Here is an 11,868-nt window from a genome sequence, read left to right as displayed (position 1 = left end):
AGTGATATAATGAAAACTATGTTCTCACCATTATATCAATGTTACGAATAAGTACAAAGTGAAAAGTAGATGATTTATTTTAAGAGCTATTTAAAATCTTGTATGCAGGAGACTGAGTATGTTTCGAGATAATCGTACAAATGAATTAGTTATATTAAAAGAAATTGCAGAAACATTAAATACATCAAATGATACATATCATGTATTACAAGCTGTCCTAGAGAAATTACTAAGTGTAACAGGTTTAACGACAGGATGGATTTTTCTTGCGGATGAAAATGGGAAGTATACGAAGTTGATTGATTACCAATTACCAGAGGCACTTACATATGAAAATAAACGCCCGATGTGCGAAGGTGAATGTTGGTGTTTACGAGGTTTTGTAGATGGAAAATTAGAGAGAGCCGTTAATATTATTGAATGTAAAAGAATTAATAATGCAATTGAATATAATTGGGGGGATACGGAGGGCATTCTTCATCATGCTACGGTTCCTTTAAAAGCTGGGGGAGAAAAATTTGGGTTGTTAAATGTTGCAAGTCCGGGTAAAACACATTTTTCAGAAGAAGAATTAGTATTACTCCAATCGGTTGCCTTCCAAATTGGTACGGCTTTAAAGCGAACAAAATTATATGAAAATGAAAAGAGAAGAGCACATTATTATGTGAAATTAGAGCGTTTCATTCAAGATTTAAAAACGATTCATAAGTTTAATGTACTACCTGAAAAAGTGGTAAATCACGTAGGTGAAGTATTTCAATGGAATCAAGTAGCGCTTTTTATTAGGGAGGAAAAAGAATTATCTCTGCGAGCGTCTTACGTTCAGGAAGAGTTAAAAGAGGATATAAAAGAGGCGGCCAAGAGGGCGTTAGAACAAGATGAACCAGTTCTAATAAAACATCAAATAGGACATAATGTACATCTAAATCGAGCTGTTATTGCTACACCAATACATATTCAAAACCATATATTTGGTGTTTTATGTGTTAGCCTGAATAATGGAGAGTTTGATGCTAATACAATAGACGTAATTCAAGCATTATCGAACCATGTTTCGTTAATAATAGAGAATTTGAGGTTAAACGAGCAGCGCCGTGAACTTGTACGAATGGAAGAAAGAAACCGATTAGCAAGAGATTTACATGATTCTGTTTCGCAAAAATTATTTTCATTAACCTTCATGACAAAAGGCGCCGAGGCAGTTTTAAAAGGTAAAAATGAAAAGGTAGATCAATCTTTGCATGAGATGCGTGAACTTGCACAAGGAGCTTTGAAAGAAATGAGGACATTAATTTGGCAGCTTCGTCCAGCAGGATTAGAAAAAGGATTATTGCCAGCTCTAAAGCAGTACGGTGAAAATTTGGGACTGAAAATTAGGGAGCAAGTTACGGGTGTTCGTGATTTACCTCGTGTAGTAGAAGAAGCTTTATGGCGCATTGGCCAAGAAGCACTGAACAATGTAAGTAAGCATGCAGGTGTAAAAGAAGCGACGATTTATTTTACAGTGAATGAGAAAAATGTATCATTAGAAATAGTTGATCAAGGAAAGGGCTTTGTGGAAAAGAATATAAAAGAAAAGAAATCACTAGGTATGACTACGATGCGTGAAAGAGTAGAATTAGTTGGTGGAACAATTAAAATTGTAAGTAGTAATAAACGAACGAGCGTAAAAGTAAATGTACCATTATGATGTGAAAATGAGGGAAGTTTGTGAAAATAAAAGTATTGTTAGTTGATGATCATACAGTCGTTTTAAAAGGATTAGCATTTTTCTTAAGTACACAGGAAGATTTAGAGTTAGTTGGAGAAGCGAATAATGGGAAAGAAGCGTTAGTGAAAGTAGGAGAAACAAATCCTGATGTTATATTAATGGATTTATATATGCCTGAAATGGATGGTGTTGAGGCGACGGCATATATTAAAAAAGAGTATCCAAATGTGAAAGTAATTGTATTAACTAGCTTTTCTGATCAGGCGCATGTGTTACCTGCATTAAGGGCTGGAGCAAGTGGGTATATTTTAAAAGATGTAGAACCGGATCAGCTTGTTGAGGCTATTCGAAGTGCATATAAAGGTAATATTCAATTACATCCGGATATAGCAAATGCTCTTCTCTCTCAAACATTACCTGTAGAAGAAAAGGAAGAAGAACATTCTATTCAAGTGGATGTGCTAACAGCGAGAGAAAATGAGGTGTTGCAACTATTAGCAAAAGGGATGAGCAATAAGGAAATTGCATCTGTTTTAGTTATTACAGAAAAGACGGTTAAGGCGCATGTAAGTAGCATTTTGAGTAAATTAAATTTATCCGATCGTACGCAAGCGGCGTTATATGCAGTGAAAAATGGAATTTTATAAGACAAAAGTCGTAAGACTTAGTTCGCCTTTAGAAGGTGGACTTTTTTTATGGAAAAATACGTCTATGTGAGGACGAAATTGTCTTGATATAAAGATAAAATATGTTTGTAAGCAACAAAACAACAATTACAAGGGATACCTTTTTTGAAAGCATATAACAACATAAGAGTGAGTATTAGGAGGAAGAAATAATGGCAACAGTTTTATTCGTTAAAGCAAACAACCGTCCAGTGGAACAAGCAGTTAGTGTAAAATTATATGAGGCATTTTTAGCAAACTATAAAGAAGCACACCCAAATGATACAGTAGTAGAACTGGATTTATATAAAGAAGAATTACCATATGTAGGTGTAGACATGATCAATGGTACATTCAAGGCAGGTAAAGGATTTGATTTAACAGAAGAAGAGGCAAAAGCAGTAGCAGTTGCTGATAAGTATTTAAATCAATTCCTAGAAGCTGATAAAGTTGTTTTCGGCTTCCCATTATGGAACTTAACGATTCCAGCAGTGCTACACACGTATATTGATTATTTAAACCGTGCTGGTAAAACGTTCAAATACACGCCAGAGGGTCCAGTTGGCCTAATCGGTGATAAGAAGATTGCATTATTAAATGCACGAGGCGGCGTATATTCAGAAGGTCCAGCAGCTGAGGTAGAAATGGCTGTTAAATATGTAGCAAGTATGATGGGCTTCTTCGGCGCAACAAACATGGAAACAGTAATTATTGAAGGACATAACCAATTCCCAGATAAAGCAGAAGAAATCATTGCTACAGGTCTTGAAGAAGCAGCTAAAGTAGCAAGTAAATTTTAATTAAAATTATAATCGTCACTCGAAAAAGCAGCATTAACATGTAAACGTTAATGCTGCTTTTTTTATATTTTTAGTTCATCAGCAAGTTTTTTTAATTGAATTCGATCTCGTATGTAATAGGTTCTTCCGTCTTTTTTTAAGTAATTTTGTTGGCAAAACTGATTTAATACATATAAAAGATGACGGTAGCTGACATTTAAATATTCCGAGGCCTCAGTATGCTTTTCTATATAACAATTATTTTGTTCTGTTAATAAAATAAAAGCAGCTAATCGATTTTCAAAAGGATAACTATAGTTTTTTGCGTAATTTTCAGTGCGAGTAATTGTCTTTTCTCCAATAAATTTGCATAAGTGCTGTAAAAACGTTGCATCTTGTAATAAAAGTTGCTGACAATCTTTAAGAGGAAGTGCCAAACAAACACAATCTTCTAGTACTTCAACGGACTTAGTAATATTTTCTACTCCTATTAATCCTAATTCCCCGATAAAAGATGGTGCTTGAATAAAATTAATTAATGAAACCTTCCCGTTTTTATGACTCATATATATTTTTGCCTTCCCAGAAATTAAGTAATAGAGATAAGGGAGAGTATTTCCTTCGCTACATATCATCTCTTTCGTTTGAAAAGAATGTAGCTCTACATATGGCAAGACATGAAATGAAAATAGGGTATGGAATTGATGGATTTGCATGTATTGATAAATTTCTTCCTCATTTTTGCTGATTTTCATATTTTCACCCCTATTTATAGTATGAGATATCTCCTATTATCTTTACAAGAAGGAATGATACGATTTATGTAAATTTGTTTTTGTAGAAAAGAGAGTGTGATGAGTTTATGAAAAAATATAAAACATTGCTATTTGATGTAGATGATACATTATTAGATTTCCAAAAGGCTGAAAAAGTGGCTTTACGGGTGCTTTTTGAAGAGAAGGGAATCCCTTTAACAGACGAGATAGAGGCTCGTTATAAAAAAATAAATAAAGGTCTTTGGGATGCTTTTGAAAAAGGGGAACTATCACGCAATGAAGTTGTAAATACACGATTCTCTCTGTTGTTTAAAGAGTATGGAGAAGAAGTAGATGGAATATTATTCGAAAATAATTACCGTAACTACTTAGAAGAAGGAAATCAACTCATGCAAGGTGCGTTTGAATTTATAAATCAAATTCAAGGGGAGTATGAGTTGTATATAGTGACAAATGGTGTTTCTAAGACGCAAGATAAACGTTTGCGTAATGCAGGGTTACATTCATTGTTTAAAGATGTTTTTGTTTCGGAAGATACAGGTTTTCAAAAGCCGATGAAAGAGTATTTTGATTATGTTTTTGAACGGATTCCTAACTTTGCACCTGAAGAAGGGCTGATTATTGGGGATTCATTAAGCGCGGATATTAAAGGTGGATATGTAGCGGGAATTGATACTTGTTGGTTTAATCCAGAAAGGAAGTTAAATGATAGTGGGATTATACCGACATATGAAGTGCATAATTTTGAGGAGTTAGAAGCGTTATTAAAGCAGCATGTGTAATAAAAAAATAGACAGTGGAGCTTTCGTCTCCAATGTCTATTTTTGTTAATTTGTATTTTCGTTATGTTTTGGGAGTGGAAAGGCATTCCCGATAGCAGCTGCACCAAGCATTGGCAATAGTAAATTAAGCGGGAAAAACATAAGTAATAGTAATGTTATAGCTATTGGCTTTCGTAACGCATAGCTCGAAATTGCTGTCGTTACGATAGCAACGGATGCTACTGGATCTATAGGAAGAATAGATGCTATAGCGTATCCAATACTTGATCCGGAAAATATAATTGGGAATATATGTCCACCCCGCCACCCTGTGTTCAAACAAACGGCAGTAATACACAACTTTAAAATCCCTGAAAGAAGTAGTATCCAAAAAGATAAATGGCTCCATTCAACAACTAACTCTTTTAATTGATGTTCCCCTGAAAATAATGTGTACGGAAGAAAAGTTCCTGCAATTCCTAATAAAATGCCACCGATAATTCCGAGTGTCAGCTTGTATTCCCTAAAAGGGTGAATTAACTTCTCTAATGTGAATTCTAACTTGAAATAAAAGAAACCAACTATAGCACCGATACTAGCAAGTGGAAGAAATGCGATCCATTCATTGAAAGAAAGTGCACCTTCCCCGAAATCAACAATAAAGGATCCACGATTATCGAGTTTACTCAGTAGTAAATAAACAGAAAAACCTGCGAAAGTAGTAGTTAAGTATACAATTGCCTTTTTTCCTTTAGAAAAAGCAGCAATTTGTTCCCCCTCATTTTCATTCGGTGCTAAATAACCGAATAATGGTGCGTTAAAAATGACACTTAAAGTAGCGCCAATTCCAATCTCGGTTAGCTCATTCATACCCTTTAAGGCAAATTTAAAGCGATCCCCTACCCATGTGCACAGTCCGCCTATAATTCCAACTAGTGCGGCTTCTGGACCAAGACTAGCTCCGAAAATTAAAACAATAATCGCTGTTAAAGTAGCCTGATGGACAAAGCGATATTCGATTCGACCAGTTTTTTTATATTCAGTCATCACTTCAGGCATAAGGCGTGGATATATACCGAAATATTTTTGTGATAGACCAACGAGGACCCCGCCAATTATTGTTACGCAAAGGGTGTAATAAGAGGGATAAGAGAGAACTTCAGGCAAGTATCTCCAAATAAAGTGGATTCCAATATTTATTGTGACTAAAAATAACCAGACTGTAGCTCCTACTATAGATCCTAGAAGAATGCCATATAGAGCAAGTATGTACTGCATATCTTTTTTATTTGTCATGTTATACCTCCGTTATGTAAATCTCAGTAGGGAAAAAGTGAAATATACTAGTGGAAGATGGATTGAATATATATAGTATCTTTTTGAGAGGACCGCCTATTCAACATATAGGCTGAATTTTAGAGAATTTGAATTTATAGGTTAAATTACTTATTTAATTTTATAGACTGATTTGAGTTTTTTAAAGGTCTTTTTTGAAATAGACTAGAATATATTTCTTTTGTTGCTTTATATGAAACTGTTAACATTTATTTTAGAACATTCAGAAAAACTGTTTGACATTAGGAAATTATTGCTATAAAATCAACGGTAATTGCATAGTCTTATCAAGAAAAGGTGGAGGGACAGGCCCGATGAAACCTTGGCAACAGCCGTATAACGGAATTGTGCCAAATCCTGCAGGTAGTAATCCTGAGAGATAAGAAAGAGCCTTTAGAGCGTGTTTTCAAACTGCTCCTTTCTTGTTTTCAGGAAAGGGGCAGTTTTTTATTTTGTATAAAAGAAAGGAGAATGAGAGATGGGAGAATCATGGGGAAAAGGAACGATTTGTGTGCAAGGTGGCTATACGCCAAAGAATGGTGAACCACGTGTTTTACCACTTTATCAAAGCACAACGTATAAATACGATACTTCGGATGATTTAGCAGCTCTATTTAACTTAGAGGCAGAAGGATATATTTATACGCGTATTGGAAACCCTACTCTAGCCGCATTTGAGCAGAAGTTATCAGATTTAGAAGGCGGTGTAGGAGCTGTTGCAACGGCTTCTGGGCAAGCAGCTATTATGCTCGCAGTTTTAAATATTTGTAGTAGTGGGGATCATTTACTTTGCTCTTCAACTGTTTACGGGGGAACGTTTAATTTATTTGGGGTGAGTTTACGTAAGCTTGGCATTGATGTTACGTTCTTTAATCCAAATTTAACGGCAGATGAAATTACGGCACTTGCTAACGATAAGACGAAACTTATCTATGCAGAATCATTAGGAAATCCAGCGATGAATGTTTTAAATTTCAAAGAATTTTCAGCTGCCGCTAAAGAATTAGAGGTACCTTTTATCGTTGATAATACATTAGCAACTCCTTATTTATGCCAAGCGTTTGAATATGGGGCAAATATTATTGTTCATTCTACGACTAAATATATCGATGGGCATGCGAGCTCTTTAGGCGGTATTGTAATTGACGGTGGAAACTTTGATTGGACAAATGGAAAATATCCTGAGCTTGTTGAACCAGATCCAAGTTATCACGGTGTAAGTTACGTTCAAAACTTTGGTGCAGCAGCATATATTGTGAAAGCACGTGTTCAACTATTAAGAGATTATGGAAATTGTATGAGCCCATTCAATGCATATATTAGCAATATTGGCTTAGAGACTTTGCATTTACGAATGGAGCGTCATAGCGAAAATGCTCTGGCAGTTGCTAAGTGGCTTGCTAATCATGAACGTATTGAATGGGTGAATTATCCGGGATTAGATAGTAATAAAAATTACTCGTTAGCACAAAAGTATTTGAAAAAAGGTGCTAGTGGGGTTTTAACATTTGGTATTAAAGGGGGATTAGAAGCAGCAAAAGAATTTATCGCAAATGTAAAACTAGCAACTCTTGTAACGCACGTAGCTGATGCACGAACTTGCGTTATACATCCCGCTAGTACGACGCATAGACAATTAAATGCTGAAGATCAGCGTTTAGCTGGTGTTACATCTGATTTAATTCGTTTATCGGTTGGTATAGAAGATGTTTCTGATATTATTGCAGATTTGGAAGCAGCTCTAGTTGGAGGCAAAACACATGCCGATCATAATTGATAAAGATTTACCGGCTCGCAAAGTGTTGCAAAAAGAAAATATTTTTGTAATGACGAAGGAGCGAGCAGAAACACAAGATATACGCGCTTTGAAAATTGCTATATTAAATTTAATGCCAACGAAGCAAGATACAGAGGCACAATTACTTCGCTTAATTGGAAACACACCGTTGCAATTAGATGTTCATTTACTTCATATGGAATCACATCTGTCTCGTAATGTAGCGCAGAACCATTTAACGAGCTTTTATAAAACGTTTCGTGATATTGAAAATGAAAAATTTGATGGGCTCATTATTACAGGAGCACCAGTTGAAACTCTTTCTTTTGAAGAAGTAGATTATTGGGAAGAGCTTAAACGTATTATGGAGTATTCAAAAACGAATGTAACATCTACGCTCCATATTTGCTGGGGGGCACAGGCTGGTTTGTACTATCATTATGGTGTTCCAAAGTATCCCCTTAAGGAAAAAATGTTCGGTGTATTTGAACATGAGGTTTGCGAGCAACATGTGAAATTGTTACAAGGATTTGATGAATTGTTTTTTGCTCCGCATTCTCGTCATACAGAAGTACGAGAGAATGATATTAGAGAAGTGAAAGAATTAACATTGTTAGCAAACTCTGAAGAAGCAGGTATTCACCTTGTTATTGGACCAGAAGGAAGGCAAGTTTTTGCCCTTGGACATAGCGAATATAGTTGTGAGACGTTAAAACAAGAATACGAACGAGATCGTGACAAGGGATTAAATATTGATGTGCCAAAAAACTATTTTAAACATAATAATCCAGATGAAAAGCCGCTTGTTAGGTGGAGGAGTCATGGTAATTTATTGTTTTCTAATTGGTTGAATTATTACGTGTATCAAGAAACCCCTTATATATTGTAAAGAAAGATTGTGTAACACGTGGCAACGTTTTCCTTGTAAAGATTAACTTATATTTTTCCGAATGTTCAAAATACATTGTTTTTCAGATTTTTTACTCATATAATTTCATCTAAACACAATTTTTGAGGGGTGGACAGTACTATGAAAGAAATTCAAGTTGGGTTATTAGGTCTTGGGACAGTTGGCAGTGGTGTGGTTCGTATTATTACGGATCATCAAGAACGACTCATACACCAAGTAGGTTGTCCAGTTAAGGTAACGAAAGTATTAGTGCAAAACATTGAGAAAGAGAGAGAGGTAGAGGTACCTTCTACTCTATTAACACGAGATGCAAATGAAATTTTAGATAATCCAAATATTGATGTTGTCATCGAAGTGATGGGTGGCATTGATGATGCAAAATCATATATTTTACAAGCTTTAAAAAGCGGAAAGCATGTTGTAACTGCAAATAAAGACTTAATGGCATTACATGGAGCTGAATTATTAGCGACAGCAAAAGATAATAAGGCTGATTTATTCTATGAGGCGAGTGTGGCAGGAGGAATTCCAATTTTACGCAGTATCGTAGAAGGACTTTCTTCAGATCTTATTACGAAAGTAATGGGAATTGTAAATGGAACGACAAATTTTATTTTGACGAAAATGTCAGACGAAGGGAGAGCATATAACGACGTGTTAAAAGAAGCCCAACAACTTGGATTTGCAGAAGCAGATCCAACATCAGACGTAGAAGGTTTAGATGCAGCAAGAAAAATGACGATTTTAGCTACTCTCGGTTTCTCTACAAATGTAGAGCTTGGAGATGTGAAAGTAAAAGGGATTACCTCTATTACAGAGGAAGATATTGAATACAGTAAGAGCTTAGGTTATACAATTAAATTAATCGGTCTTGCAAAACGAGATGGTGAAAAATTGGAGGTTACAGTTGAACCAACTTTACTTCCAAATACACATCCTCTTGCGGCAGTACAAAATGAATATAACGCTGTGTATGTGTACGGTGAAGCAGTTGGAGAAACGATGTTTTATGGACCAGGCGCAGGAAGTTTACCGACAGCGACAGCTGTTGTTTCAGATTTAGTTGCTGTAATGCAAAATATTAGATTAGGGGTAACAGGAAATAGTGCAGTAGTCCCACAATATCAAAAAGTATTAAAAGATCCAGACGAAATTGTCGTGAAAAAGTTTTTAAGACTTCATGTAAAAGACGAAATTGGTGTATTTGCAAAAATTACTTCACTGTTCTCTGAGCGTGGCGTTAGCTTTGAAAAGATTATTCAAATGCCGCTTGAAGAGAAAGGAAAGGCTGAAATTGTAATTGTAACGCATCGTGCGTCTCTTGCTGATTATGATTATATTCTACATACGTTGCAAGGGTATGAAGAAATCGATTGTTTGAAAGCGAACTATCGAATTGAAGGGGATGCTAAGTAGTATCTCTTACCATAAAACAGAAAGAGCCTATTAAGCAGCTTGCTTAATAGGCTCTTTTCTATTTAAAATCTGCGTACCAACTTGAATAAATGCTTGGATAATCCAGCCTGTTGTAAAGGATAAGATGATTGTTCCAAAATAGATAGGTCCATCTAATAAAAAGCTTAACGTTAAAAATAAAAAGGCTAATGAAATCTCTGTTCTTCTAAACGTCCATTTTTTCTTTTCAGCAACCGTTAAAACGAAAGCTTCTTGAGGCGCTGCGCAAAGGTTTGTAGAGACGTAAAGACCAATTCCAGCTCCAACGAATAGATTTCCGCAAATAAGTGTTATATATTTTGGAAGAGAGCGGATAGCGTCCATAATAGTTGTAATGGAACCAATCCAATCAACAAAAAGAGAAATAAGAACCATCGTTACAATTGTACCGATTGTAATTTGTTTTTTATTCCAAAAGAGTACGATAAGTGTAAAGGCAAAGTTAATCATGAAAATCCAAAAACCAATACTTATCCCAAAATTTTGATATAGTGCAATAAAGAAGGAATCATAAGGACTAAGTCCAAAGGAAGTAATTGTTGTCATCATATTAATACCGATGGCAAGAATGAGTAAACCGCCAATGAAAAATATATATTCTAATTTGAATCGAAGCATAGTTGTATATCCTTTCTAAATGTATTTGCTAGGAAAGGATATATTGTGGAAAGCTTACCAGGTCAAGGGAGAATTTTTGTGAGAAGGGGAAAATGAGATGACAAATATAAGAAAGATTGCTGAACTTGCTGGAGTATCTGTTTCAACTGTTTCACGTGTACTAAATAATCATCCGTACGTAAATGAACAGAAACGAAAAGAAATTTTAGCAATTATAGAAGAATTAAATTACACGCAAAACGTGAATGCAATTCATTTAGTGAAAGGAAAAACGAATGTAATTGGCGTTTTATTGCCACACGTAAATGATCAATATTATAGTGCTATTATCGAGGGGATATCAAAAGAAACAGCAAAGAATAATTATAATATGATGCTTTGCCAGACAAATTATAGCGAAGAAAGAGAACTAGAAATTTTAAATATGTTAAAAATGAAAAAGCTTGATGGGGTTATTATTTGTTCTCGGACAAATAGTAAGGAGAAGCTTGAAAAATATACGAAATTCGGCCCAATTGTTATGTGTGAAGAAATAGATTCGAAGTATATTTCAAGTGTCCATATCGATTACTACAAAGTATTTTCACGTGGGATGAAAAGCTTAATAGATGCCGGTCATACACGTATTGGATATTGTATTGGAAGAAGTAATAGCGTTAATAGCCAAAGACGAAAGAAGGCGTACGAAGATTCGCTTCAACAGAGTATCGTAACATCGTTAGAGACCTGGAAATTTGAGGGATGTTTTACAGTGGAAGATGGACGCAATGTAATTAGAGAATGGGCTCATATGTCAGTAAAACCGACGGCGTTCCTTGTATCTTGTAACCATATTGCAGCGGGGATGGTTACAGAAGCAAAAAAACAAGGAGTTCGTATTCCAGAGGATATTACGATTATCGGGTGTGATGATCAAGAGGTGGCAGATATATTGGGTATAACGACGATTTCGCATTCTAGTAAAAACGTTGGAGTGAAAGCGTTTGAATTATTATATGAAAAGATTAATGAAGAGAAATTAGATGTGAAGCATATAGAGTTATTACCAGAGTTAGTAGATAGAGAAACGACATAATTGAGA

Annotated in this window: 11 protein-coding genes and 1 riboswitch; of the genes, 8 read left to right on the top strand and 3 right to left on the bottom strand. The window is 35.3% G+C overall.

The genetic code is table 11. The features are described from left to right. Positions 1–118: 118 nt before the first annotated feature. From AC1Q8M_RS23380 to AC1Q8M_RS23370, 3 genes are all read left to right on the top strand, one after another. Entirely contained in the window at positions 119–1,690 is a 1,572-nt protein-coding gene (locus tag AC1Q8M_RS23380) for a GAF domain-containing sensor histidine kinase (protein WP_058840338.1), read from the top strand. Positions 1,691–1,710: 20 nt separating this feature from the next. Beyond that, positions 1,711–2,358, top strand: coding sequence for a response regulator (locus AC1Q8M_RS23375; RefSeq protein WP_000695797.1), 648 nt, complete (start codon positions 1,711–1,713; stop codon positions 2,356–2,358). A gap of 191 nt (positions 2,359–2,549) precedes the next feature. Then, on the top strand, positions 2,550–3,176 hold the full coding sequence (locus tag AC1Q8M_RS23370) for an FMN-dependent NADH-azoreductase (protein WP_098365850.1): 627 nt from the start codon (positions 2,550–2,552) through the stop codon (positions 3,174–3,176). A 62-nt stretch (positions 3,177–3,238) separates the two neighbouring features. On the opposite strand, the gene AC1Q8M_RS23365 is transcribed toward AC1Q8M_RS23370, so the two are convergent. Next, complete coding sequence (locus AC1Q8M_RS23365; protein WP_000703310.1) at positions 3,239–3,910, bottom strand: transcriptional regulator YeiL; 672 nt, start codon at positions 3,908–3,910, stop codon at positions 3,239–3,241. Positions 3,911–4,017: 107 nt separating this feature from the next. On the opposite strand from AC1Q8M_RS23365, the gene AC1Q8M_RS23360 reads away from it, so the two are divergent. Beyond that, entirely contained in the window at positions 4,018–4,713 is a 696-nt protein-coding gene (locus AC1Q8M_RS23360) for a YjjG family noncanonical pyrimidine nucleotidase (RefSeq protein ID WP_000760188.1), read from the top strand. A gap of 45 nt (positions 4,714–4,758) precedes the next feature. Here the strand turns inward: AC1Q8M_RS23360 and AC1Q8M_RS23355 are convergent, their stop codons facing one another. Further along, on the bottom strand, positions 4,759–5,988 hold the full coding sequence (locus AC1Q8M_RS23355) for a chloride channel protein (protein ID WP_098360963.1): 1,230 nt from the start codon (positions 5,986–5,988) through the stop codon (positions 4,759–4,761). A gap of 320 nt (positions 5,989–6,308) precedes the next feature. Then, a riboswitch (SAM riboswitch) is annotated at positions 6,309–6,413 on the top strand. Between the two features lie 92 nt (positions 6,414–6,505). Here AC1Q8M_RS23355 and AC1Q8M_RS23350 point away from each other — a divergent pair. The 3 genes from AC1Q8M_RS23350 to AC1Q8M_RS23340 all read left to right on the top strand — a co-directional run bounded on the left by AC1Q8M_RS23350 (position 6,506) and on the right by AC1Q8M_RS23340 (position 10,130). Beyond that, a complete protein-coding gene (locus AC1Q8M_RS23350) occupies positions 6,506–7,804 on the top strand; it encodes a bifunctional O-acetylhomoserine aminocarboxypropyltransferase/cysteine synthase (RefSeq protein WP_098365851.1) in 1,299 nt (432 codons plus the stop codon). Further along, a complete protein-coding gene (metA, locus tag AC1Q8M_RS23345; RefSeq protein WP_098360962.1) occupies positions 7,788–8,693 on the top strand; it encodes a homoserine O-acetyltransferase MetA in 906 nt (301 codons plus the stop codon). The genes AC1Q8M_RS23350 and metA overlap by 17 nt, the downstream gene beginning before the upstream one ends. Before the next feature lie 141 nt (positions 8,694–8,834). Continuing rightward, a complete protein-coding gene (locus AC1Q8M_RS23340) occupies positions 8,835–10,130 on the top strand; it encodes a homoserine dehydrogenase (protein WP_098365852.1) in 1,296 nt (431 codons plus the stop codon). A 30-nt stretch (positions 10,131–10,160) separates the two neighbouring features. On the opposite strand, the gene AC1Q8M_RS23335 is transcribed toward AC1Q8M_RS23340, so the two are convergent. Beyond that, positions 10,161–10,787 (bottom strand): YczE/YyaS/YitT family protein, encoded by a 627-nt coding sequence (locus AC1Q8M_RS23335; protein WP_000943411.1) that lies wholly within the window; start codon positions 10,785–10,787, stop codon positions 10,161–10,163. Between the two features lie 97 nt (positions 10,788–10,884). Between AC1Q8M_RS23335 and AC1Q8M_RS23330 the strand changes: the two genes are divergently transcribed. Then, positions 10,885–11,862: a LacI family DNA-binding transcriptional regulator gene (locus AC1Q8M_RS23330; RefSeq protein WP_098360960.1), complete on the top strand. Its 978-nt coding sequence runs from the start codon at positions 10,885–10,887 to the stop codon at positions 11,860–11,862. The last annotated feature ends 6 nt before the right edge of the window (positions 11,863–11,868 follow it).

It is taken from the genome of Bacillus sp. GW823-FHT06A10 (genome assembly GCF_058795375.1).
Note: the sequence above shows the minus strand (reverse complement) of the source record. Positions and strands in the feature narration are given on the sequence as shown.